The organism is Flavobacterium sp., assembly GCF_031411595.1.
Taxonomy (GTDB): Bacteria; Bacteroidota; Bacteroidia; order Flavobacteriales; family Flavobacteriaceae; genus Flavobacterium.
Map to the genome: position 1 here is coordinate 52270 of NZ_JANOBI010000021.1, position 25025 is coordinate 77294.

Sequence of the window (25025 nt, forward strand, 5' to 3'; positions counted from 1 at the left end):
ACGTGCTTCAACCTCACGGCCTCAAATGTCATATACTCTCACGCCTACTTGATCCTCGCTGGTTGTGTTTACATTCAATTTGAATGTGTCAGCATAAGGGTTTGGATAAGCGTTCACTTCATAGATAGCTAAAGCATGCGAGGGGAGCTTCGGGAAGTTAAAGCGAAAATGAATTCTTAATTTGCCGGAAAGCCAATAATAGAGGGTTGGTAATTCGGATAAGCAAAATCTAAAGGTTGATTCTTAGAATCGACATGCATTTATATCTTCCTGTTTTATTAAAATTGGCATCCTTTGATCACCTTCTGTTTCTTTGTGGTTGTGGATGAATTTCATTTGAGGATTGGCCTGAGTGGTGACGATGCTGTAAGTGTTCCAAATTTTCCCATTTTTATCTTGCCAGTTATTGTAGATTCCTGCTAAGCAGCATATTTCAGCCTGTTGTGAATTAATTTGGTATTTCGTTTTGGATTTACCAGCTGGGTCACTCCAATGATAATCGTAATAAGCAGATACAATTACTAGACAACGCTTGTTTACCGAAGGCGCGAATGATGGTTTTTCTTCCAAAGTTTCCACTCTTGCGTTTAGGGTACTTTTCCTGAAATCTTTATCACGATTAGTGGGTAGCAATCCCAGAGTGAAATTGGTGGTGATGACCTCGGGTTTGTTATCCAGTAGTATCGGTAAGTTAGGGTAGCTAAATCCATTGATGAAATTGGACGTGAATACGTTTTCTTTATGATCAATGTTCTTGTTGAAGAAATCAGTGATTTCTATTGCTAATTTACTTTCTGGACGTAGTAGCACATGGCATTGGTTTTTGCAAAATTATGAAAATGGCTGTGTGATTTGTTTCCTCGGATATGACTTAGAGGAACTGTTAAACAACGATTGCTTTCCATTTGACAAATACCAAGCTTATAACAATATATTGGATTGATCTGGGCTTACTCTTGTTCAAGAGCAAAGAGAGGCATATTAAATTAAGTCAATTTTGATCTCCCCGCTTTTATTGTATTTTAGGGCTTTGGAAACCACCTCATTGCCATAAAAGCGGATAATTTCCTTTTTCTCTATTTCGTTACCCCGCTCAAATATTCGTTTAATAATAGCTTTTTTTTGTTTTTGCCAATCCAACTTTTCCATTTTTGTGTCCCAAAAAAGGATGGATCTAATGATAGCCAAATTGGGATGCGTACTATTTTGTTTCTTTTTCTGCTGCTCAATATCGTAGTAAACCTGCAGAATCATGAAGAACCCTTCTTCAATGCCTAGTAATTGTTCAATCTTCAATGCAAGAGCAATGTTCATATCGCGCTTGCCTTTGGTGATGGTTGATAAGGTTTGCGGATACTCCTGAATTTGGAGCGCAAAGTTCCCTTTTCATATTTGGCGTTTTTCGAGTTCACGCTCTAATACAAAACCAGGATGAATCCCTTTTAGTATGGTTATTTGAGTTTCCATAATACAAAAATAAACAAATTTGTTTTCATAATCATGTTAAATTTATAAAATACTATTAGCGTAATTTAATGAGCACTATTAGTTTTTAGCTTTAACTTTGATTCCTTGCACGGATACTTCGTCTATGCTGCCATGGTATTAGGCTCCGGAACCTTTTTAATTTTGGTAGTGTTTAGTGGAATTTTTGATGCTTTAATTTGTTGGGGTAATGGATGGGGAACAAAAAACACAAATATGGTAACCCGTAAATATAATTAAGCAAATTGTTATACTTTGCTTAGCGATAAGCTTCAAAAGATGATACAATAAAAATAGATCTAAATATTATGATAAATCTAAAATCGCTCGGTATAGGAATAATTATGATGATAAGCGTAACTGTATCATCACAAGAGTTGTTAATTTTTGGTGGTAAAAATCACGATATCTTTTTAGGTTGCTTGAACTGTACAAAATATGACCAAAAATCTATTTGGAATCAATATGGAGATTTTGGGAACAAATACAATTCAAATTGTATATGGAATCAATATGGCGATTATGGAAACAAATATAGTGACACTTCGCCGTTGAACAATTATGCATCTTATCCACCAGTTTTGGTAGATTCTGACGGAAATTTCTATGGATATTTTACAGCAAATAAATACAAAGAAAAGGCTACAAGTTCAAAACTTGCATTTCTTATAATAGATAATTATGAGGAAATAATTGATGATGTAGGCGATGCATACGATAAAATATTCAACTAGACTGTGCGTCTAGCACCGGAACACTTTTTCGAAGTGGCTTTATTATTACTTTAATTCTCAACCATTGTTATCCACTCAGTAATAGTTGCTATGATTTGCTTTTGCCAATCTTTGCAACTTTCTATAACATCAATCGAAATCACAGCACAATGCTTTTCTGTTATTTCACCTTCAGAAGTTAAATATTGTCCTTTTTTGCTATGCTCTTTTTTCCCAGGATAAACCAATGCTACTTTTTGAGCATTGAAATATTGATGATACACATACATTTGTCTTAAGTCATCTGGTGACGGATTACATCCGTTTAAGTTCTTCCATTTCGTATCTAAGACAATTTTGATATCCGCTTTAGTTTGAATAAATATATCAGGTTTCATAGAAGCTCTTCTACCTCCTTGTGGCTTCCAAAAGTATTTTGAAGTCTGAGCTTTAACTTTTGCAAAATGTTCTCTATTTTTCCTCAAGCTAACATAAATAAACTGTTCCCATAACAGGTTCATGTCGAACATTAAAGCCAATACATGATTTCTTCCTTTGCTAACATCCGGATGGTATTGGAGCAGCAATAATTTAGCAATCTCGATGGCTTTCGAATAGTGTTGATTCTTCCTGTTGAAAACTAGTTTTTCAAAAGTAGCTTCCGTAACTTTTATATCAGGCATTTCAGGAAAGTGCAATAGCAAAGCACCGATCCTGCTGTGCAAAGATTGGTTGGTATTAATTTGTTTTAACAGCTTTATGGCTTTGTAAAGAATAAAATGCAAAGTATGTTCTACATCATAGGTAGTGTGCCTAACATAAAAACGTTCTTTGTGGGTTAAGTTGTATTGTATGTGTTTGCTGAACTGCAAACTGCCTTTAAGCGCAGTAACATTGCATTCTTTTTTTCTATATTTTTTAATTAAACCAGTGTGAAGTAGATATTCTATTTCCTTGACATACATTTCAAAATACAAATCTAAAACCGTATTGGGTTTTATTTTTAAATGACTGGAACTGCTTGATTTAATGTCAAAACTTCTCACAGCTTGCAACATCCCAATCAACAGGTCGCGCCACTTTTTATCTTCTTTTTCAGAATGTGGATTTCTATCTGCTTTGGGTAAAACCTCAATTAATGTGCTACCGACTTGTAGCACTCCAACATGTTCGTTAAACTGCACGCCATTGTATACCAATTTAAAAAAAGGTACGCCATTACCATGATAACGCTCCAATGCTTTGAATTGATCTTCGGTGATTTTTTTTTCACCTCTGTCAAAACGAAGTATTTCGTGTTCAAATACGACTATATTTTCTTTTGGTTTGGTCAACTTACTTATTCATTAACTTTTGGAGCGCTGCTTTAAAAGCATCATTGTCTTTTTGGTGATCCTGAATTGAATACAAATCTTTTACATCATAATCATTTTTAGAATCTGAATTGGAAGCAAAAAATTTATCATCGTCTTTCCACTCATCGTAACTTACAAAACCTTCTCCCAATACTAACATCATTTTACCATAGTCACCAAAGAAATATTCCTGCAATAATGGAATTATGTTCTTGTAAAATGACTCTATGATAGTGTCTTCATTTTTGTTTAAAAAATAAGAGTGTCCTATCGCATGGTCATAATTTAATAATCGAACAATCCTCTTATTGATAGTTTCCAAGATGTCTTTTAAAAAATAACCATACACCTCACCTTCTAGTCCTTTTAAATCATAACGTGGTGGCATTTCTTCAAAGCAAAAACGTCTTCTTAAAGCTGAGTCTAACGCTTCAACACTGCGATCAGCGGTGTTCATCGTACCGATGATATAGAGATTTGGTGGTACGCTAAACTTTTCTTTGCTATAGGGTAAAGTTATTTCTAATGCTTCATCTTTTCCCAAGCGTTTATCTTCTTCTATTAGCGTGATAAGTTCTCCGAAGATTTGCGAAACATTACCTCGGTTAATTTCATCTATGATAAGTATGACTGGTTCAGCATTTTTGCCAAATTCCTTAATTGCATTTTTGTAAACACCTGCGTTGAACTTCCTTATTATTTCATCTACTTCATAACTATCTACTTCATTATTTTCGTCTAAAAAATCAGTTTCAGGTATTAATGTTTTTTCGAAATCTTTCTCAAATTCTTTCAATCCCTTGAAAACAGCATAAAACTCAGTGATTCTTGGAGTTATTTCTACAGTTTCTTTTACTTGTTTTAAATTTTTTATTTCATCGATAGAACTAAATTTATCATATAACTTTTGAAGATTTTCTTTTGTTAGTGGGGCAGGTTTCTTTTTTGCGGTGGAGTTTTTTGCCCTTGCTCTGATTGAATCATTTTTATTAACATCCAGCACAATCACATCTTTACCAGTAAGTGTCTTATATATTGGGGGGTTTTGTTCATTTATTAATTTCCAAATATTGTCAATGAAAGCATCATGCAAATCATCAAAACTATATTTTTCAATTTTGGTTTTAGATTGTTGATATTTCTTATAGCATAAATATGCAGCATTTGCACAAGCAATTTTGAACAACCCATCTTTAATTTCATAATTCAGTGCTTCTTCGTTCTCATCTGATAATACAGGTTTGATGCCTTCAATAAAATCCTCATAAGACATGCTTTGATGAAAAGTTGCAAATGAGATTTGATTATTTAAAACTAATCTTTCATATTCCTCTTTTACTAAAAATCTTTTTTGGGTTGAATCGAAAGTTGGATTTATTATAGAAATTGCTTTATTAATAGAATTATATGTCTTTCCAGTTCCTGGCGGGCCGTATAATATTTGATTTAATGGGTGTGTCATATTAATTAGACTGTTTGGTTTATCGGTTTCCTCTGACTTTTCCTCTGCTGCAGATGAAAATAATCGTGTCATAAAATAAGGCTCAAAAAGTAACTTATTTGCATCTGTTAATTCTTCTCGTTTTATTTCAATACACGTGCTATTGTTATTTGGTGTCCACCATTTGTTTGCGCCTGTATATTGTGATTTATTCTTAGACGTGGCTACAATTTCAAAATCTCTCGCTAACCATCCCTCATCGCCATAGTCATTGTAGTCAGGTGGTGTTGAAGAGCTGGTTATTCTACCAATAAGTTTCATCCTATCGTTACCATTTCCCTGAGTTAGATAAAAATAATCTCCAATATTGATTTTATTTTCAAAAATATCACCTTGACTTATAGTGGATATTCCTTTTGCTTTGGTTAGTTTATGAACGCAAATTTTGTTGTTTTCAAGAAAATACTTCATTTCATCGTTTGAAAAATCGCCCATTGAAATCTTATAAACTGCATAATTTTCAATATCTACTTCTTCAATACCTTTATCAAGCATTTGATATAGAATATCTTGCGCCAATAATTTATGGCTATCATCCTTGAAGGCAGTTGGAGGCAATTTACTTTTAACCAATGTTACTAGTTCTAAATCATCATTGATGTATTCATTGACAAAATCATCGATTAATGCTAAATAATGAATTAGTTTTTCGCCTTTCTTTTTGGGCTTTATTCCGATAAGTTTACAATATTTTTGGTAAAAAGAATCTTTGTAAAAGGTGTATTTGTTCGGATTGTGAAAGGTCAAAAATGTCGAAATAGTTCTCTCATCCTGATGATGTGAAAATCTGACTTCTGGAACAATTTGCCTGTAAACCTCTAAAGTTTTTTTATCAAAGTAATCTATTCTTTCTTTGAGGTCTATACTTTCGTCAAACAAGATTTTAAAACAATCTCGATACTCAACTGTTTTAGCTGCTGCTAAATGTTTAACAACGGCTTGACCTACCGGGTAAATAAGGTTTGCAAATTTGACAGTATTAATTTCAGCGGCGAAATCAACGGCGTCTACGTTGGGTCTTCCTTGAAATTGGGACAACAAATCCCATTTATAGATTTCATTTCTCAAGCCATCCTTGCTAATGTATTTTTTATATTTTGAGATAATTTCTTTAATAGGATCATCATGCTTATCGATAAAAGAAAAGCTCATTTTTTTTAAATATTTATTCGTTGCTTCACCACCTCCATAGTTCCATATTTTTTCACCATTCATTTGCTCATGAGCATAGCGCATCACTTCTTTTGGAGGATAATTTTTATCGTTGATGATAACTTCCCAGCGTGTAGGCAGTTTTAATAAAATACTTTCACTTTCTATCTTTTCAATAGCTTTGAACACATGCTCTTTTGTAATATCGTTTGGTTTAAATGCCATAGTATTTTTTTATGAAAATTATATTGATTACTTTCATTTTATATAGGATAATATCCAGCGAGTTTCCAATGGCGCCATACGGTTGCAAAAGGGCATAAATTTTCATCAATAACCCTATCCCAAGGAGAAGTATCACATCTGCTGTCAACATTGAATTTTCCTGCTCGGCAAACATCTTTCAGTTCACAATGTCTTTGATACCCCCAAAAAACCTGATTAATCTGGTTAATGGCCCAAATTATTGGGTAATTCAATTTTGCAGAACTGTTATTAGGGTCATATAAGTAGACTGCACCAAGATTGTTGGTAATAAGAGGTGTACCAATACTTAGGAAAAAATTCCTAAACTCCTTATTGGTTTTAAGAGCTTTTCCTCTTGCAATGTCTAAAGGAAAGAACGGATTTTTTAATCTGAAATCAACGGCACGATTAATCATGTATTCCAGCCAATTTTTAAGTGAATCAAAATAAGGGTCATTAAAATATCCTTTGAGTTGAAAAATCGCCATATCTGCCTGTTGTCTTAATAACAAATCTAAGTCAACATCTTTTTTTATTAGAGTTTTGCTATACGCATATACCTCCTCAGGAGTTGTAAAAAGAACCTTTTCTTCTTTCATCTTAAGTAGTAGGTGATAAAAGAATTCTGCTGGGTGATGTACTTGAAGTGAAGCATCACACAACGCTAATATATTTAAACGGTTAGTACCCAAATTGGGATAAATTAATTCTACAAGCTTTTCCGCTGCACTATAAGGGATATCAGGTGATAATTCACAATCAGAATAACATTCGCCTTCAATTATGTAAGCCATGTTTTCGAGTATGCACAACGCACCAAAATTGAAGTTTTTAGGTAACCCATCTTCATCTTCATAGCTAATTTCAATAATCACGGGATCAACAACTTTATCTTTTGTATTTACGTTTCCTTTGGTTATAATGTGATTTTTAAATGTTACATAGTCATCATCACCGTCACCATTGTAAATATTATTTAACTCGAGGTTTGCAAACACATTATCATCTCCACCTTCCAAGGGTAATACAGGGACATCAAAGGGGCCAACAGCGGATTTTAAAACATCATTGTTTACAAATTTCATATAGTCAACAACAACGCAAATGTTTGTTAAACCATATACTGTGGTTATGTCCTGAATAAAATGTGTAAACTCATGCAAAAAAACGGATTCTGTATAATTGTCGTTTAAATTTCGATAATCAATTAAACTCAAATCAGTTCCTACATGCATTCTCATAAAACTCGGGGTATAAAACCCCAACGCTGTATTTAGTTTGTTTTTCATAACTGAATCTATTTACTACTTTGTTTCTTCCGCCATAACCTAACCCTCATTTTTCACTTCATAACCTATCACAACTTTACCATAAGAATTATGTTTCAAGTAGTACTTTGTTGATTTTTTCAAACGTAATGATAAAAAAGCAGTTATGCAATTACTATTCATGAGGATAATTTAGCTCAATCTCTAAACTAATCAAAATTAAAACCTTTGAATTTCATTTGCTTACGGCTTTCCGTAATGAAAGTTAAATATCTTAAATTAAGTTTACAGTGTAAATTGTCATTGAACTGATTTTTAAGTCATTTCAACGATTAAGCGCTCATTTTGAAGTTGATAGTTTTTTAATTTTTGTTAATTGTTGTCGAAAAGCAATTCAACCTAATTTAAGCTTTTTGAATCTCAATATCGTACGATTATTTTGCAGATAGTTTTCAATTATCATATCTATATGCAGTCTAAAATTAATTAGCACATTTATGTGCTCAAAAGTATTTTTATGAAGTTATTTGGGAATTTTATTTTGGCTTTATTGCTATTGGGAAATAGTATCCGGTCTTATGCTGCAACTGATAATGATAAAAAGTTCACCACTGAAAAAAAGGTAATATTGCTAGGTGCTACGATTTCTGGTACTACAACAGTATGCCAAAATTCAGCAAGTCCTGTGATCACTTTTACGGGTAGTGGTGGAACGTCACCTTATACATTTACTTATAATATTAATGGCGGGCCCGCTTTGACAATTTCAACAATCGGTAGTAATAGTTCTGTAACGGTAGCGGTAAATACATCTGTTGCGACGAATCTTACTTATAATTTAATTAATGTGATTGATACTGTTAGTCCAATCCAAATTCAGAACGGTAGTGCAATAGTGACTATTAAACTATCTCCTGATGCTACTCTGGGGGGAACAGGCTCTGGAAGTATTTTTAATGGAATTCCTGTATTTAGAGTTTGTAGCAATGTTGTTTCTCCGTTCACCTTTACAAATACGTCAAGCACTACTAGTTTAAATACTAACTATACAATTAATTGGGGTGATGGATCACCTGATTTTATTTCAACTTCTTGGTCATCAACGCCCCATACTTACGCAATAGGACTTTGGAATTTAGTTTATAATATTCAAGGGAATAATGGATGTAATACAACTAAGCAGTATATTGTTTTTGTGGGTTCTAATCCAGCAGTGTCGCTAGGGAATCCAGGAAATACAGATATCTGTAATTCAAGTTCTCTTACTTTCCCGATTACTGGTACTACAAATAATCCTCCTGGAACTACTTACACTGTTACCTTTAACGATGGATCGACGCCACAAGTATTTAATCATCCACCACCTCCAAGTGTAACACACTCGTTTACAGTTTCCTCATGTGGTGTAACAAGCTCTGACGGAAGTAATTCTTATCCAAATTCATTCTCGGCAAATATTGTTGCTTCAAATCCTTGCAATACTTCATCTGTTGGAGTTGTTCCAATATACGTTTCTACTCCTCCAATTGCCGATTTTACAATTCCTGCAACAGCATGCATCAATACACAAGTATGTATGACAAATTCTTCTGTTGGTGCATTTGAAAATAATGGTAGTAGTGTCGCATGTAATACTAGTCCTAAAATAATATGGTCTATTTCTCCTACGACAGGGTTTTCTATAAATTCAGGAAGTTTAGGGAATGACTTTGGTTCTGCTGATCCAGGGCTTTGGTTAACAGGTTCAAATACGCTATGTTTATCATTCACACAACTAGGAACGTACACTGTAACTATAAAAACAGGGAACCGCTGTGGATTTGATACTGAAACCAAAACCATTTGTGTTGAAGCGCCTCTGGTTCCCTTATTTTCATTAAGTAATAACTCTGGTTGTGCGCCACTAGGCGTTACAACAAATAATACTACCAATCTAACAACTTCATGTACAGCAACATCTTTTCTTTGGGCAGTTACTTATGCTGCAGGAAATTGTGGAACCTCATCAGGATGGACTTACACTGGAGGGACAAATCAGAATTCCGCAAACCCAAGTTTTAATTTCACAACGCCCGGTACTTACAACATAAAACTAAACGCAACCAATTCCTGCGGCCCCGTAACTTCAGCCATTCAAACGGTTGTAGTAAAAAAACCACCAACAGCAACCATTAATGTTATTCCAAATTTTTGCGGCACTGCCTCTATCACTCCAACGGCAAATATCAACGGTTGCGCTCCCGCAAGCAGCACATTAACTTACGACTGGAGTTTTCCGGGAGGTTCTCCCATATCGTCGCCTTTATCATCACCTGGAACTATTACCTACAATACCATAGGAAATTATACCGTTTCCTTAACTGTAACTAACGAATGTGGCGTTTCAACGACGGCCACTGAGCTTTTTTCGGTAAATGCTGTGCCAATTATTACCAATCCTATTTTAAATCAAACTATTTGCTCAGGCTCGCAAACTACTTTAATTACTTTAACTTCAAATTGGCTAAACACCACTTACGTCTGGAGCGCATCAGCGACTCCTGGAATATCCGGTTATACTCCATCTGGAAACACAAGTACAATTCCTGCACAAACTATAACAACTACAAGCACCACTGCTGGTACAGTCACTTACACGATTACTGCTTCAGTAGGAAGCTGTCAGGGCGTTCCCGTTAATTATACTATCAACGTCAATCCTGCTCCAACCAACACAACTCCGTTGGTCTCGAGTTCAGTGTGTGTTGGAGGAATACCTAACGTATTGTCAATTAGTCTCAGTAGTGCATCAGTTACTCCAACCTATCAATGGTATTCTAACAATAATACCTCAGGTTCCGGAGGTACACCAATCCCAGGGGAAACAAATGCTACTTTCAACCCACCAGCGACAACGGCGGGAACTTTCTACTACTATTGCATAGTTTTATTGTCTTCAGGGGGTTGTTCAAGCATTACCTCCAATACAGCTACAGTAGTTATCCATCCGCTGCCTTCCATAACTACACAACCTATAGCAACACAAAACTTATGCGTAGGAGGTGCAATTGCAACACCTTTATCAATAACAGCAATAGGAGGAACGGGAACAATATCTTATCAATGGTATAGTAACACAACAAATTCAACAATTGGTGCTACTCCAGTAGGAACTAATGCCACGAGTTACACACCACCGATTTTCACTTCTGTTGGAACCTATTATTATTATGTTGTAGTCAGCGCTAATGGTAATGGCTGCGGAACTACTACCAGTACTTTTGCGGAGGTCGTTGTCTCGGCAGATCCGACAATTAGCAACCAACCTTTGACAACACAAACACTTTGTCAAGGTACAACGCCAACAACATTATCGGTGACAGCTTCGGGCGGATTGGGCGCTTATACATACCAATGGTATAACGGCAGTGGATCAATAACTGGTGCAACTACTGATACCTATACGCCAATTACGACTAGCGTCGGTACAACCAATTATTATTGTATTGTATCGCAACCAGGATTAGGTTGTGCTGTAACAAGTGCCAATGCAGCGGTTATCATCGTACCAGCTCCAACTATTACGGGACAACCTCAATCTAGTGCGATATGTCTCGGTGGAACTCCTACTCCGTTAAGCGTTACCTATACTAATGGGACTGGAACAGCAAGTTATCAATGGTATGACGGCAGTGGACTAATTTCAGGTGCAACCAATGCTACTTACACACCCACAGTTACTACAACTACAAGCTATTACTGCATTATTACCTTTTCCTCAGGAGGCTGTACAAACATTACATCAAATACTGCTGTTGTGACGGTGGCTCAACTTCCTTCAATAGATACGCAACCTATAGCGACTCAGAATATTTGTGTCGGCGGTATCATTCCTGCTTTAACAGTTAGTTATATCAATGGCGCTGGTACACCAACATATCAATGGTATAGCAACAATTCTAATACAACTTCTGGCGGAACTCCTGTCGGAACAAATAGTCCTAGCTTCACGCCGTCACCATTCAACAGTGCGGGAACATTTTATTATTATGCAATCGTAAGTCTAAGTGGAAATGGTTGTGGCACTGCCATTAGTAATACGTCAGAAGTAATTGTAGTTACAGATCCTACTTTGACCACGCAGCCAACTACTACACAAACCTTATGTCAAGGAAGTACACCAACCAATTTATCCGTAAATGCAACTGGTGGATTAGGAGCATTTAGCTATCAATGGTACTCTAATTCACCACTAAACACATTGATTCCTGGAGAAACATATGACACTTTTACACCAACTACTGCTATCCCAGGAACAACTAATTATTATTGTATCGTTTCACAACCGGGAATTGGTTGTCAAGTTACAAGTAATTTTGCAGAGGTTGTAGTAGTTCCAGCTCCTTTGATAACAACTCAACCTCAATCACGTGCAGTATGTGAAGGTGGAACTGTAGCGCCAATAAATGTCGCTTATATTAATGGAACAGGAACTGCCACTTATCAATGGTATTGGAATGCTAACAATCTAAACTCAGGAGGAACACTTATACTAGGAGCGACTACTGATACATATAATCCACCAGCTAACAATGTTGGAACACTCTATTATTATTGTGAGATCACTTTCTCTTCTGGCGGATGTACACTAATAACATCAAATACCGCTGAAGTCATCATTTATCAGATTCCTGTAATCACTCCTCAAAATGTTGTTGTTTGTAGTGGAGATGTTTTAAATTTTATACCTCAACCAGGCAGCGGCAATACTGTGCCTGCAAACACTTTATACACGTGGAACTTAATTAGCATCAATCCGTCAGGGAGTGTGAGCGGAACCACAAATGAAACTGTTCCTCAAACCGGATTAATTCAAACATTAGTCAACAGCACCAATCAAGTAGCCACCGTTACCTATTCCGTAACGCCCATTGCAGGAATTTGTACTGGTAACCCATTTACTGTGGAAGTTTTAGTTTATCCAAAACCGGCAGTAGTTTTTGATATAGCCGATCAAACCATTTGTAACGGAACAACCAGTAATTCTGTTACATTATCTTCTTCCACGCCAGGAGGTATTACTTTTGACTGGACAGCAAATGTACCTGCAGGTATTAATGGAGCTGTTACGTCAGGTACAAATTCAATTCCTCTTCAAACTTTAGTTAATACAACAGCATTACCGTTGACAGTAACTTATTCAGCGGTAGGCACTTTTAATTATAACGGCGTTGGATGTAATGGACCTGTGTCTATTTATTCTATAACGGTTAATCCGACCATTGTTGCTTCGGGTACAATTTCAAATTATAATGGATATGGTGTGAGCTTCTTTGGAGCTACCGATGGTTCTATTGATATTACTGTAACTGGTGGATCTGGGAGCTACACTTACACTTGGTCTGGTCCTAATGGTTTTTCAGTATCAACGCAAGACCTTAATGGAATTCCAGCAGGAACTTATACAGTTACCATTGATGATGGTTTCTGTACTCCAACTATTTTGACTTTTACATTAACCCAGCCTCCTGAATTATTGTTTAACGAAGATATAGCAGCTCATGTCAACTTGATATGTTTTGGAGATAGCAACGGTACTCTTGGAATAACAATTACACAAGAATCGGTTCCGCCGTATGATTTTGAATTGATCAATTCGAGTGGCACTATTGTCAATACAATTTTGAATAATACTAACCTTAATCAAATCTTTAATGGTTTGGTTGCGGATACATACAGCGTTCGGATTACGGATGCAAATGGAGGTGTAAAAACACTAAGCGGAATTACAATAACACAACCCAATGATATTTTAATAACCGCCACCACAACTCCAATCACTTGTTATGGGGCGAACAATGCTTCAATCACACTAACAGTGAGTGGAGGAACAGGTCCGTACCAAGCGCAATGGAGTAATCTCGCAACCGGATTTTATCAAAATAATTTATCGGCAGATACTTATATTATTACAGTTACTGACAGCAATAATTGTTCTAAGCCAATCACAGTAATTATACCTGAGGCACTGCTATTTACAGTAAACCCAATCGTAAAAAATATTTCCTGTTTTGGTGCCAATGATGGCAGCATCAACCTAAATTTCGTTGGAGGAATTCCTGCTATAAACCTTGCATGGAGCGATGGTAGTACTGCCGGAACTACAAGAAATCACTTAGGGCCCGGCACTTATTCAGTTACAATTGTTGATGGCACACCTTGTACTATCGCAAGAACCTTTACCATAGTCGAACCTCAATCCTTAGTTCTAAGCGCGAATCTCACGCAGGCTTTTGATTGTAATAATGCTAACAGTGGTGAAATTAATCTTATGGTTTCGGGGGGAACACCTCCTTTTGCTTATTCGTGGTCCAACGGCGCCGTTACCGAAGATTTGACAGCGATTTCCGCGGGAAATTATCTCATTACAGTTACGGACGCGAGTGGTTGTAATAAAACAGAACAATATGTTATTAGTCGTCAAGATCCAATTAATATTGCTGTGACTACACAAACAGATTTCGATTGCGAAACACATTATGTCAATCAAAATTTTATTGCTCAGGTTACCGGAGGCATTCCTCCCTACCAATTGCATTGGTCTAGCGGAACCATTAGTGGTAGCAACAATGAGATCATGCATAGTAATAACAACGGCAGTGTATTACTTGTTGTTACTGATGGTTATGGATGCATGGCCAATTACAACGTTGATGTGGACACACCGGTTTTGGGTTACACTTCATTCGATACCAGTTCTTATGGCTATACTACATTTGGACTTTATTCTATAGGCGATCCAATACAATTTCAAAGTAATGTAACCGGTGACTACACTTCTATTTCTTGGGATTTTGGAGATGGTACCTACTCAACAGAACTAAATCCTATACATACATACAACATTGCTAAAGACTATGTAATTAAACAAACCGTGACCTATCCTTTTGGTTGCATATACATACAAACTATCAGCCTTATAGTGGAACAAGGCTATGTATTAGTTGTTCCAACAGCTTTTACCCCAAACAATGATGGACTCAATGATACTTTTCGACCGGTGACAAAATCATTAAAAAACGTAAAACTTGATGTATATGATACATGGGGCTCGTTGATTTATTCAGAAACTGGTGATGTTTTGAAAGGTTGGGATGCTAAGATTAAAGGTATCGATGCAGAAAACGGAAACTACTATTCTAAAGTGAGCGCTGAAACATTTTACGGAACAATCGTTAATTCTAATCAGACATTCACATTAATTAAATAAGCTACTCTTAAAATGAATTTACGACTACTTTTATTTTTTATGTTGCTTATTTCGTTTATGGAAGTCAAAGCGCAAGACCCAATTTTTACGCAATATATGTTAGTGCCGGAAACTATTAATCCCGCGTTTACAGGTATTGCCAATGCTTGGAACGCCGGAATTATCAACCGCAGACAATGGCCTGATGGCAACCGAAGGATGGACACCCGCTTTGGGTATGTCAACAACATGGTTACTGATCAACTCGCCGCTGGAGGTACTATTTTAAACCATCATGAAGTCTTTACAGATTATAATTACTATCAGATAAACACTGCTATTTCGTATCGCGTTGAATTGAATTCAGATTGGCGCCTGCGGTTCGGAATTGAGGGTGGCTACGGACGTAAAAATTTTAATTTTGGCAATTTGTTGCTTGAAGATCAAATTAACATCAATGATGGTTCTATAAGGGAAGGAAGTATTGACCCCGGTGTATTACACAGCGGCAATAAAATAGATTTTTGGGATTCTTCTGTGGGCATTGTCTTAGATAAAGAAAATGCTTGGTTTGGTGCGGCTTTGAAACACATTAACAGACCTGATATTTCCTTTACTGAAAATGGCAATGTGCCTTTAGATATGTTTTTAACGGTGCATGGAGGGTATTACCTAACATTAGATAAATCGCCATTGAGTTTCTTACCTGATGACTCAGACGTTTTTTTTACTTTTAATTATATGAGACAATCTCAATATAATAGACTAGATATTGGGGGTATTATGGAAATGCCGCAATTTTCTTTTGGTGTGATGGCAGTGACAAATCCTGAAGGAAAAAGTACCAACAGCCATTTTATAACTTCAATAAATCCGATTGTTTCAATGAAATTAGCAACCTTTACGTTTGGTTACTCTTATGACCTCAACATCTCAAAAATCGGCAATACTCAAGGTGTGCATGAACTCTCACTAACCTGGCAATCGAACCATACTTGCAATCGCTGTGATAATTACAAAGTAAAATTGAAAAGAAATGGTGAGAATGGTTATACGCACTAAGTTATTTTTATCTCTATAATTAAGTTTTTTTGGTGTATTAGATGCTTTAAAAATGAAATTTTGCAACCTAAATGTTACGTTAACGGTTAGCTGCCACGCCTAGTCGCGGCTTGCGGATTAAGTTTTCTCCATTAAGAAATGAACGAAAATAGGAAAAAGTATTTTTCAATTAATATAAAACTAGCGAATAGTTGCAACAACTGTTACCATTAGCCTTTATTGGGCTAATGTTGGATATTGAACTTTTGTTATTATTGGTTCATTAAAAGTTTTACTCTCATATTTTGGGACTGCAACTTTTTCAATGTATGGCCTATTTTCATAATATTGATTTTCTAGAATTGCGATAACTTTTATTGAAGCGTTAATTCCTAGATAATCATTATCATTTGATAATAAAACAAAAAAAGTTCCTTGTAAAATATTTGGAGACAAAAACTTTTTGTAGCCAGCAACTCCTGTTCCTTCATCCCAAATTTTATATGCTTGATTTGCATAAAAGTTATTTTTATTTTCTTCATCTGCAATTGCATATGAAACATCTTCTCCAATTTTCGGTAACATCAAATCTGTTATAGCTCCAACAGCTAAAGCGCCTAACGGACTAACAAAATATGAAGCTGTGCCTTTTGCCAAGCTTTTTATTGTTTGGGAATTTTGTTGCCATGCAATATTTGCTTCATCTCCAACGCCAACCCAATATGCCCAAGACTTTACTGTTGTTATTTGATTTTCGCTCACTTGATTTTGTGGCAAAGTGAAAAAGACAGAAGTTTTATTTCCGTGTTCATTTGTTCTTGAATGAACTCTTTGTGTTTTATCCATTACTAGTTCTTCAATAGTTTCGGTTTTTACAAGCTCTTTCCTAATTTTATTAGTACTCAAGGTATCATAACCAATTAAGACTTCTTTTGCGTATGAATTCCAAGTTGTATCTTGTTTAGTTTTCCAAACAATGTTTGTTTTAAAGTTTTTTGTTATCTCGTTAGATGGAATTCTTTGGATTTTAATCTTACATATTCTTCCTCCTAAAGAACTGTTATAAAATCTAAATTTATAAATGGCATTGCTATTTATATCAATTGTTTTGTTTTCAATTTTTTGGGTTTTATAATCTGAAAACTTTGAAGAAGTTGGAAATTCAATAATCTCAACTTCTTTTAATTCTTTACCATTAATTTCAGTTAAATTAAAAATTATTTTGTCTCCTTCAGCAAAGCCAAAAAATAATGACTCTTCACTTAAGGCATTAATTTTTATTGTTTGCTCACTAACATCAATTGGATTTTGTCCTAAAGAGAATTGAATCGAAAAGACTAAAAAGGACAGCATAAAAAATAATTTTTCTTTCATAATTATTGTTTGTATTTGACTAAATTAGGGTAAGCAGAACAAAGTATTTCAACTAAGATAGAGCTTATTAGTTAAAAAAGCCTGCTGTTCAACAGCGGGCAATCTTTAGTAAAAGCTTCTATAAGAGGTTTAATGACTATAACCATATTAATTTCTACAATCAATCATAATTGTTCCCGCCTGACAGATATAAACATCGTTAACCTTTGTATTACCTTGATAATGGTCTTTCAAATCCTGTTTTAGATCTTCGTATTCTCCATTTTCGGCGACTTTTTGAATTTTAACGTTTATTAATCTTCCAATAGGAGTGATTGTATATAATCCATCACTTGTTGTCTTTGTATATTCTGATCCTCCCAACATTCCATAACTTTCATAAGTGGTCTGCAAAGATTCTACAAAAGAATCAGTTTCTTTAAATAGTTCACTTTTACTAGGAGAACATCCGAATATTAAAAATAGGTAAATGGATGACAATAAGATTTTGTTTTTCATGATTTCAAATTTTTTAAATTTCAGAAATTTACAATGAAAAAAATCTATGGCAATACGGTTTTCCGTAACAATTAAGATTATAGTTCTGTGTATTCTTTTGAAAATTGCTTACAACGTTTCGTGCAGAACTTGCTGCGGCTTGGCAACTGAGATTTTTCCACTAGCAGAAAACGAAAATAGGAAAAAGAAACGAACTATGAACCGAAAACTAGCGATTGCTTTTGATGCCTGTTATGGGCTGGTTTAGTTCAATTTGAGCAATTTAGCGATTTCGTTTTCATGTTTTGCATATGAAGAACGTCCTAGTTGAATCATTCTGTTAAGTTTTTTTAAATCATACTCAAACATATTTGTTCCATGTTTAGGCTCTGGAAAGGATTCACTTACTCTAACCATGTCTAAATTTGGAAATAATAATTTTGAAATAATTGTATTACTGTTTGTACTCGCGTTAAGAACTCGCTCAAAAAAATTAAATAAACCAATTTTTCTCAGAAGCTTAGAAAGCATGCCTGAAGAGTTTTCGATGTATTGGCCAACTCCTATATTTAAAAGATGAATATTCTCTTCTTTAAATCCAAGAGATTTGTATGCGTCAACCATTGAATATAGCGTTGAATTGTTTGCTATAAAACCACCATCAACAACTTCAATTTCTCCATGATTTTCTGTTTTAATTTTCATTTTCTCAAAGAAAGGATACGCAGCACTTGAACAACGAATAGCAGTTTCTATAGTACAATTGAATCCAGGCTTAAATGATTGTTTCATTCCATGAGCTTGTTGAATATTGGTTTTAAAAATCAATGGCATTTGCGTTTCAAAATTCAAAGCTACAATTCCGACATTAGTTTTAAATGCGTCAAACTTTTTTGTTCCAAAGATTTTTTTTGCTTCTTCTTCAATTGCACGGCTTTTAGCCAATTTTGTTCTATATCTCATAATTTTCGGAATTAATTCTAAATATAGTTTTTCAATCTCTTCAAGAGAATATCCTAAAGCTATTAATGAGGCAATTATAGATCCAGTACTTGTCCCGTAAATCAATCCAAAGTGTTTATACAAAGGTTCACCTATGCGAAGTTCTAGTTCTTTAAGAACGCCAATAGTATAGACTCCTTTTGAACCGCCGCCATCTAAAACCAAGATATTTAATTCAGAGTTATTTTCCATATTCATTCCAAAATCTAATTATTTGAGTTACAAATTCTCTCGCGTCTATAATATTCCATTGTAAATCCTCTGAACCAAATAGTTTTCCTTGTTCATTTTGGACTAAGTAATTTTCCATATTGCCATTAATTGAATCGCGGTAAAACTGATTAATTATTGAAGTTGAAATATCTTGAAAGGTGTTTTGTTTGAAGTTGCTATTATCTGAATTATAAACCAAGCATTCTAAAAAGTAAGATGGTGCAAGAGTTTTATTAATGTAGCCATTTCTTACCATAGCAGCCTTAATATTTTTAAGAACTCTTACGGCTGGCTTGAAGTTTCCCCAAGTGTTTTCATGTTGATTTTTAAAACTACCGTTTTTCAAATGGACTTTAGGATAGTTGATGATGTCTCTGTTTGGAGATTCGTGTTCAGTACGAAAGATGATTCCTTCTATGTAGTTTTCTGTTGAAGGCAAATAAGACAAGTATTTACGATAAGGATTACAAACGATTACGTCACAATCTAGTCTATTATTATCACCTTTAACCAATATTGCTTTATTTCCTACTACTATATTTGTTTCTCCAAAACAAGATTTGAGTTGTTCTATAACTGAAATTTTGAATGATGCTAAAGTATATTGTGCGTCAGAGTAATTTCTGTCGAATGCTTCTCTTTGAGTTTCTGTTAGCGCAGATAGGTTTTTTGAAAAGATTGATCGAAACTCTACGACTAAATCGACATCACTATTCCCATATATGTTCGTGTAATTAGGATATGAGCCTTGTAAGTAAGTCACATAACGCACATCTTCTTTCCAATTTACTCTGTCAATACAATTTGTAACACTTTTATGAGTTGCTGCCGATGATTGTACTGCGCCTTGGTGAGACCAAGTCACAAGCTGATTTTCAGGTATTGCCATTAAATATATTTATTATGAATACTAGAACTTTTTTACGAGATTGTAATCGAATTTTTATGAAAGTAAAATTAATCTTTTAAATCCTCGGTAAAGAGCTTTTTCAATATTTGATAAACATTCATTATCAACGTTGCTTAAAAACTAGCCCATAATTTAAGTATAAATCGGTAATAATTAATTGTACTGATTATAAATTCGAACTGTTTATGTCTATTTCTAGGTGAATTTTATCAGAGATATTAGATTTTCAAAATTCCTTTCAATGCTTTACCACGTGAGTTGCTATTATGTGCTTCGTAATCGGTCGCAACGGTTTCCCACTTATAGGATGCAGTCCCGGAGCATTAAAATATTCGCATTTTCCATCCTGCTTAATATACCAGACAATAGGTTGGTCATTTTTAAAAAAAGTCGTCGTATCACACACCTCAATTTTTTTAAAGTCCAACAAATCTTCATTCTTGTCAAAGATCGGGTTGACATCTGCAAAACCGATTTTATTTCCCTCACAAACAACTTCTTCATAATGATCATCATTCCATTGTATGCACTCTTTTGCAGGGAACACTTCTTTTTTTACTACATAACTTCCCACAAGTAATCCCACAAACCCAGCAGCTATAGCTATTGATTTTCCTTTAGATTTCTTATTAATTAATACATCGTATTGCGGATCAGAAGTTCTAACTAATTTTTCTTCTTTTTCTTTTGGTTCATTGTCGAACCTTTTTACCTCAGCATTTCCTTGATGCAAAAACTTACTGTAAGGACGCAATTCAAAACCGACTAAAATTGCCAAGAAATCAGCCGCATTATAATCTGATAGTTCAGTTTCATTTTTAAGGAATGTGGCTAATGGCTTGAACTTATCTGTTTCATTTTTTATTTTTTGAATACTATTGGCTTCAAATTCAAATCCCAGGAAACTTTGAAAAATCTGTTTATCATTTTGATTTTTATTTTCCTTAAACAAAATAATCCCCAAATCTCTCAACCGCGCCGGTGTCGGCTGCATTAAAAAATTAGCGTAAACACCTAACTTCTGATCAGCATATTGCGCTTTTATGGCTTCTTTATAGTTAGAAAATGTGTCCTTCATTTCAGAATTTTTAAGCATTTAATGGAATCTTTCGGAATTATCGGAATCCTCGGAATTCCATTGGTGTAGCTGCAAATCGTTGCCATTTCTTTGCTTCAGAAATAGTTCTCGTTTTGACTTGCAACCAAAACAAATGTACAAAACTACTTCTGAAAAAGTGATGCTGAACAGTACTGAATTTTTATTCGGGGAGTATAATTAAACGCTACTGTCTCAGCACACTTCACTTCCCAAAACCGCGGATATCGTATTCGCTTTTATTAACAGTTTGGCCTTCAACAAAACTCGATGTCAACAATCGAACAGCCGAACCTATGTCAAATTTTTAACACTTAAAATCATGAAAAAATCAATCCTTTTATCCTTATTTGTATTGGCTCTTACATTGTGTTCTTGTACAGCCGATAGTTTACCGCAAGCATCAACTACCAATAACGCCTCAGCTGGTGATATTGGAGGACAAAGTGGCCAATTGCCCGTGAATCCGCCAAAACCATAGTTTTTTTTATGGTTGAAATAGGATTCTATTTTAATTAAATTCAATACTTTCGGGAAATGATACGTCAACTGTTTCGTTTCCCGAATTTTATTTTGTTTGTTTTGCTCTGCTTCTTCTTTTCATGCCAAAATGAAAATATTGAAGCGGTCCCCAATAACAAAGCAAATTATAATTTACTATTAAAAAAGGCCGAACGTTATGAAGCTAAACATATCTACGATAGTGCTTTTTATTATTACAACGAAGCAAAATTAAACTGCAATCCTAAGATTGATGGCGATAATGTCATTTACGCATTGATTCGCATGTCTTTTATCCAACAAGTTCAAAGTGATTATTCAGGAAGTGAAGCCAATGCCACCGAAGCCATTCCATATTTTAAAGAAACCAAAGAACCTTCATATCCGCCTGTCGTTTACAACATATTAGGTATTGCTTACAAAGAGCAAAGGAATTACGAACGGTCCATTTTTTATTATCAACAAGCATTAAGGTTTACGCCAAACACACTCGAAAAAATAATTCTGCAAAACAATATTGCGGTTGTGTATATGGATCAGAAAAAATATGATCAAGCCATCAAAATACTTAAATCTATTTCAGAAAATAGAGAAGCCATTCAAAATCAGGAAACCCAAGCTAGAATTCTTGATAATTTGGGATATTGTTATTTTAAAACAGGTAACGTAAATGGAATTTCTTTGCTAAATGAGTCACTTAAAGTCAGAAAACTAACTCACGATGATTTCGGACTAATCGCGAGTTACTATCATTTAGCAGATTATTATGAAACTTCTAATAGTGCATTGGCTGTCGATTACGCTATGAAAGGTTATACAATATCATCCCAGTTAAAAAGTGTTGATGACCAACTCCAACTCTTGGGCAAACTCATTCAGAATACTAACGGAATTGATTCTAAAAAATACTCAATCACTCATCTTCGGTTAAGTGACAGTTTGATACATTCGAGACAAGTAGCAAAGAATCAATTTGCGAAAATTAAATATGACGCGACAAAAACAAAAACAGAAAACGCTAACCTAAAATTAGAGAAAGAAAGGATCAGTAACCGAAACACTTTGCTTGTGATTTCTTTAATTACTTTTTTTATCGTGGTGTTCCTGCTCTATATCATTCTCAGAATAAAACATAAAAAAGACAAGCAACATGAGGCCTATAATACTGAAATACGTATCGCCAAAAAGCTTCATGACGAATTAGCCAACGATGTTTTCCATGCAATGACATTTGCAGAAACCCAAGATCTAAATGTTGGAACAAACAAAGAATCCTTGCTTCACACTTTGGATAACATTTATTCGCGAACACGGAACATTTCAAAAGAAAATAGCACGATTAATACCGGGCCTGATTTTATAAATCATTTGAAGGAAATGCTTTTAGGTTACAGTGATAAGAATGTCAATGTCATTTCAAAAGGGTTTGAATCTTTTGATTGGAGTTTCATTGAAGACCACAAAAAAATTATGCTATATCGCATATTGCAGGAACTTTTAGTCAATATGAAAAAGCATAGTCAATGTAGTTTGGTGGTCATTACCATTCAAAAAATGGGAAACAAAATTGTCGTTGATTATTCTGATAATGGTATTGGAATCAGTGAAAATAAGCTGAATCTAAAAAATGGACTCCAAAATGTGGAAAACCGTATTGAGGCTATAAAGGGAACAATTAGTTTTGATGCAACATCTGGAAAAGGCTTTAAAGTCAATTTTTCATTTCCAGTTTAAATGTCACAATTATGTTCCAAAAAGTAATCACAGTTGACGATTTAGATACAATTAATATAGCTGTTATCCATGCGTTGGAGGAGCTGTCAATTCCAGAAATCCAACATGCCAAATATTGCGATGAAGCCTTATTGAAAATCAAAAAAGGCCTTGTTGATCAGCAACCATATGATTTGCTAATTACTGATTTGTCTTTCAAATTAGACCACCGCGAAGAAAAACTTCAATCTGGTGAAGATTTGATTCAAGCGGTAAAAAGAATACAGCCGGATATTAAAATTTTAGTGTTCTCTATTGAGGATAAAACCCATCGTATTAAAAATCTCATTGAAAAAGAAGGAATTAATGGGTATATATTAAAAGGTCGAAATAGTATTCCGGAACTAAAGAAAGGAATTCAAAGCATCTACAATAATGACTCTGTTTTTTTATCACCTGAACTCGCTCACACATTATTAGATAAATCTCTTTTGGAAATTGAACCATACGATATTGAATTGCTGAAACTGCTTGCAACGGGATTAACACAAGAGGAGGTATCATTACAATTTAAAGAAATTGGCATTACACCACACGGTACAAGTAGTATTGAAAAACGCATTAACAAGCTTAAGATATTTTTCAAAGCAAATAATAATGTGCACTTAATTGCCATCGCAAAAGACTTGGGATTGGTGTAACTCATTTTAATTTTATGAATTGTTCTTCTTTACGGGTTTCCGTAAGGTTGTGATTTGTATTGGGGTTAAGTTTGGTTAATAAACAACTTTTAAACATCCTTAAAATGCAAAACATTATTGTTACTACAACTGATATAAAAAGAGAGTATGATATCATTGGACCCATTTATTTCCAACTATCCAACAAAGGGCTTTTCTCAAGCGACCTCACCCGACTTTCAAAAGTTTACAAAGAAGAGTTACAGGCTATTCAAAAACAAGGTTTATCGTCTGAAACAAAAGCAGACTGGGGATTCCTTTACGGAGAGTTTAGTTTCGGAATGCAAAATGATTTCGACAAAGCATTTTACATCGCCGTAAGAGAAATACAGAAACGAGCTTCCAAAATTGGAGCGGATGCCATCATCGGGATGCGACAGGATATCGACATGGATACGAATCAGTTTCAATACTTCTATTTGCAGATGTACGGAACTGCAGTTAAATTCAAATAAACATTCTAAATATAATTTTATGGAATTACAGAACCAAAACTCCTGGTGTGAAAAAACCTGGTTAGTAATACTTTTGCTCATTATTTTTTTTCCAATTGGCTTGTATGCTTTGTGGAAAAACTCGTCTATTTCAAAAGGATGGAAAATAGCAGTCACCTGTTTTTTTGCCGTTCTGGTTATAGCCAATTTAGGCGATAAAAAAAATAGCGCTTCTAATACTAAATCTGAAACTACGGCGGTACCAACTGAAGAAGAAGCGCGAGTAGTTGAAGAAACAAAACCAGACGTCGAAATTCTGAAACAAAGTTCAAGCTATGAAGATGTCATGGATGTTTACACGATTCACTGCCGGGTCAGGAATAACACTGACGAATTGATTAACTATGTTGATTTGCAAGCCACGTTTTACGACAAGCAGGGCAATATTGTAGGAACAGGTATAGGGAATGCAGCCAATTTTGCTGCTGGTGCAGAGAAAACAATTGATGTTATGGGTTTGGATATTCAAAATTGTGAAACTTATGAAGTTCAAGTTAATAACGTTATGAAATAAGT

General features: G+C 34.9%; 18 protein-coding genes. 8 read left to right on the plus strand and 10 right to left on the minus strand.

What is annotated here, in order from left to right; genetic code table 11:
- Window positions 1–243: 243 nt before the first annotated feature.
- Window positions 244–810, minus strand: coding sequence for an SOS response-associated peptidase family protein (locus tag RMO03_RS03640; protein ID WP_309640729.1), 567 nt, complete (start codon window positions 808–810; stop codon window positions 244–246).
- Window positions 811–981: 171 nt separating this feature from the next.
- Window positions 982–1314 (minus strand): DUF6922 domain-containing protein, encoded by a 333-nt coding sequence (locus tag RMO03_RS03645; RefSeq protein WP_309640730.1) that lies wholly within the window; start codon window positions 1312–1314, stop codon window positions 982–984.
- A gap of 479 nt (window positions 1315–1793) precedes the next feature.
- On the opposite strand from RMO03_RS03645, the gene RMO03_RS03650 reads away from it, so the two are divergent.
- Window positions 1794–2219 (plus strand): hypothetical protein, encoded by a 426-nt coding sequence (locus RMO03_RS03650; protein ID WP_309640731.1) that lies wholly within the window; start codon window positions 1794–1796, stop codon window positions 2217–2219.
- Between the two features lie 50 nt (window positions 2220–2269).
- Here the strand turns inward: RMO03_RS03650 and RMO03_RS03655 are convergent, their stop codons facing one another.
- Genes RMO03_RS03655 through RMO03_RS03665 form a run of 3 tightly spaced genes read right to left on the minus strand, consistent with a single transcriptional unit; the run spans window position 2270 to window position 7741 of the window.
- Window positions 2270–3532: a 5-methylcytosine restriction system specificity protein McrC gene (locus RMO03_RS03655; protein ID WP_309640732.1), complete on the minus strand. Its 1263-nt coding sequence runs from the start codon at window positions 3530–3532 to the stop codon at window positions 2270–2272.
- 1 nt (window position 3533) lies between these two features.
- Window positions 3534–6431, minus strand: coding sequence for an AAA family ATPase (locus RMO03_RS03660; protein WP_309640733.1), 2898 nt, complete (start codon window positions 6429–6431; stop codon window positions 3534–3536).
- Between the two features lie 38 nt (window positions 6432–6469).
- A complete protein-coding gene (locus RMO03_RS03665) occupies window positions 6470–7741 on the minus strand; it encodes a hypothetical protein (protein WP_309640734.1) in 1272 nt (423 codons plus the stop codon).
- Window positions 7742–8237: 496 nt separating this feature from the next.
- Here RMO03_RS03665 and RMO03_RS03670 point away from each other — a divergent pair, with 496 nt between their 5' ends.
- Together RMO03_RS03670 and RMO03_RS03675 are read left to right on the plus strand one after the other, a co-directional pair.
- Entirely contained in the window at window positions 8238–14969 is a 6732-nt protein-coding gene (locus RMO03_RS03670; protein WP_309640735.1) for a PKD domain-containing protein, read from the plus strand.
- Between the two features lie 12 nt (window positions 14970–14981).
- A complete protein-coding gene (locus RMO03_RS03675) occupies window positions 14982–16010 on the plus strand; it encodes a PorP/SprF family type IX secretion system membrane protein (protein WP_309640736.1) in 1029 nt (342 codons plus the stop codon).
- A 216-nt stretch (window positions 16011–16226) separates the two neighbouring features.
- On the opposite strand, the gene RMO03_RS03680 is transcribed toward RMO03_RS03675, so the two are convergent.
- From RMO03_RS03680 to RMO03_RS03700, 5 genes are all read right to left on the minus strand, one after another.
- A complete protein-coding gene (locus RMO03_RS03680; RefSeq protein ID WP_309640737.1) occupies window positions 16227–17363 on the minus strand; it encodes a hypothetical protein in 1137 nt (378 codons plus the stop codon).
- 147 nt (window positions 17364–17510) lie between these two features.
- Window positions 17511–17861 (minus strand): hypothetical protein, encoded by a 351-nt coding sequence (locus tag RMO03_RS03685; protein ID WP_309640738.1) that lies wholly within the window; start codon window positions 17859–17861, stop codon window positions 17511–17513.
- A gap of 243 nt (window positions 17862–18104) precedes the next feature.
- The gene (locus RMO03_RS03690; protein ID WP_309640739.1) at window positions 18105–19040 is read right to left on the minus strand and encodes a patatin-like phospholipase family protein; all 936 of its coding nucleotides are present in this window, start codon (window positions 19038–19040) and stop codon (window positions 18105–18107) included.
- Window positions 19024–19944, minus strand: coding sequence for a nucleotidyltransferase (locus RMO03_RS03695; protein ID WP_309640740.1), 921 nt, complete (start codon window positions 19942–19944; stop codon window positions 19024–19026). Before RMO03_RS03695 ends, RMO03_RS03690 begins: the two co-directional genes overlap by 17 nt.
- Before the next feature lie 259 nt (window positions 19945–20203).
- Window positions 20204–21043, minus strand: a complete 840-nt coding sequence (locus RMO03_RS03700) for a hypothetical protein (RefSeq protein WP_309640741.1) — start codon at window positions 21041–21043, stop codon at window positions 20204–20206.
- Window positions 21044–21383: 340 nt separating this feature from the next.
- Between RMO03_RS03700 and RMO03_RS03705 the strand changes: the two genes are divergently transcribed.
- The 5 genes from RMO03_RS03705 to RMO03_RS03725 all read left to right on the plus strand — a co-directional run bounded on the left by RMO03_RS03705 (window position 21384) and on the right by RMO03_RS03725 (window position 25023).
- Window positions 21384–21542, plus strand: coding sequence for a hypothetical protein (locus RMO03_RS03705; RefSeq protein WP_309640742.1), 159 nt, complete (start codon window positions 21384–21386; stop codon window positions 21540–21542).
- Window positions 21543–21598: 56 nt separating this feature from the next.
- Window positions 21599–23296 carry an ATP-binding protein gene (locus tag RMO03_RS03710; protein ID WP_309640743.1) on the plus strand — a complete coding sequence of 566 codons (1698 nt, stop codon included), beginning with the start codon at window positions 21599–21601 and terminating at the stop codon, window positions 23294–23296.
- Between the two features lie 11 nt (window positions 23297–23307).
- Window positions 23308–23976, plus strand: a complete 669-nt coding sequence (locus RMO03_RS03715) for a response regulator (protein ID WP_309640744.1) — start codon at window positions 23308–23310, stop codon at window positions 23974–23976.
- A 104-nt stretch (window positions 23977–24080) separates the two neighbouring features.
- Window positions 24081–24470, plus strand: a complete 390-nt coding sequence (locus RMO03_RS03720) for a heavy metal-binding domain-containing protein (protein ID WP_309640745.1) — start codon at window positions 24081–24083, stop codon at window positions 24468–24470.
- A gap of 19 nt (window positions 24471–24489) precedes the next feature.
- Complete coding sequence (locus tag RMO03_RS03725) at window positions 24490–25023, plus strand: FxLYD domain-containing protein (RefSeq protein WP_309640746.1); 534 nt, start codon at window positions 24490–24492, stop codon at window positions 25021–25023.
- Window positions 25024–25025 lie beyond the last annotated feature (2 nt).

What these genes read in the sequence shown, in the direction of transcription:
- RMO03_RS03645 (WP_309640730.1), bottom strand. Translation starts at nt 1,314, where the DNA reads ATGAACATTGCTCTTGCATTGAAGATTGAACAATTACTAGGCATTGAA.
- RMO03_RS03650 (WP_309640731.1), top strand. Translation starts at nt 1,794, where the DNA reads ATGATAAATCTAAAATCGCTCGGTATAGGAATAATTATGATGATAAGC.
- RMO03_RS03660 (WP_309640733.1), bottom strand. Translation starts at nt 6,431, where the DNA reads ATGGCATTTAAACCAAACGATATTACAAAAGAGCATGTGTTCAAAGCT.
- RMO03_RS03665 (WP_309640734.1), bottom strand. Translation starts at nt 7,741, where the DNA reads ATGAAAAACAAACTAAATACAGCGTTGGGGTTTTATACCCCGAGTTTT.
- RMO03_RS03670 (WP_309640735.1), top strand. Translation starts at nt 8,238, where the DNA reads ATGAAGTTATTTGGGAATTTTATTTTGGCTTTATTGCTATTGGGAAAT.
- RMO03_RS03675 (WP_309640736.1), top strand. Translation starts at nt 14,982, where the DNA reads ATGAATTTACGACTACTTTTATTTTTTATGTTGCTTATTTCGTTTATG.
- RMO03_RS03680 (WP_309640737.1), bottom strand. Translation starts at nt 17,363, where the DNA reads ATGAAAGAAAAATTATTTTTTATGCTGTCCTTTTTAGTCTTTTCGATT.
- RMO03_RS03685 (WP_309640738.1), bottom strand. Translation starts at nt 17,861, where the DNA reads ATGAAAAACAAAATCTTATTGTCATCCATTTACCTATTTTTAATATTC.
- RMO03_RS03690 (WP_309640739.1), bottom strand. Translation starts at nt 19,040, where the DNA reads ATGAATATGGAAAATAACTCTGAATTAAATATCTTGGTTTTAGATGGC.
- RMO03_RS03695 (WP_309640740.1), bottom strand. Translation starts at nt 19,944, where the DNA reads ATGGCAATACCTGAAAATCAGCTTGTGACTTGGTCTCACCAAGGCGCA.
- RMO03_RS03700 (WP_309640741.1), bottom strand. Translation starts at nt 21,043, where the DNA reads ATGAAGGACACATTTTCTAACTATAAAGAAGCCATAAAAGCGCAATAT.
- RMO03_RS03705 (WP_309640742.1), top strand. Translation starts at nt 21,384, where the DNA reads ATGAAAAAATCAATCCTTTTATCCTTATTTGTATTGGCTCTTACATTG.
- RMO03_RS03710 (WP_309640743.1), top strand. Translation starts at nt 21,599, where the DNA reads ATGATACGTCAACTGTTTCGTTTCCCGAATTTTATTTTGTTTGTTTTG.
- RMO03_RS03715 (WP_309640744.1), top strand. Translation starts at nt 23,308, where the DNA reads ATGTTCCAAAAAGTAATCACAGTTGACGATTTAGATACAATTAATATA.
- RMO03_RS03720 (WP_309640745.1), top strand. Translation starts at nt 24,081, where the DNA reads ATGCAAAACATTATTGTTACTACAACTGATATAAAAAGAGAGTATGAT.
- RMO03_RS03725 (WP_309640746.1), top strand. Translation starts at nt 24,490, where the DNA reads ATGGAATTACAGAACCAAAACTCCTGGTGTGAAAAAACCTGGTTAGTA.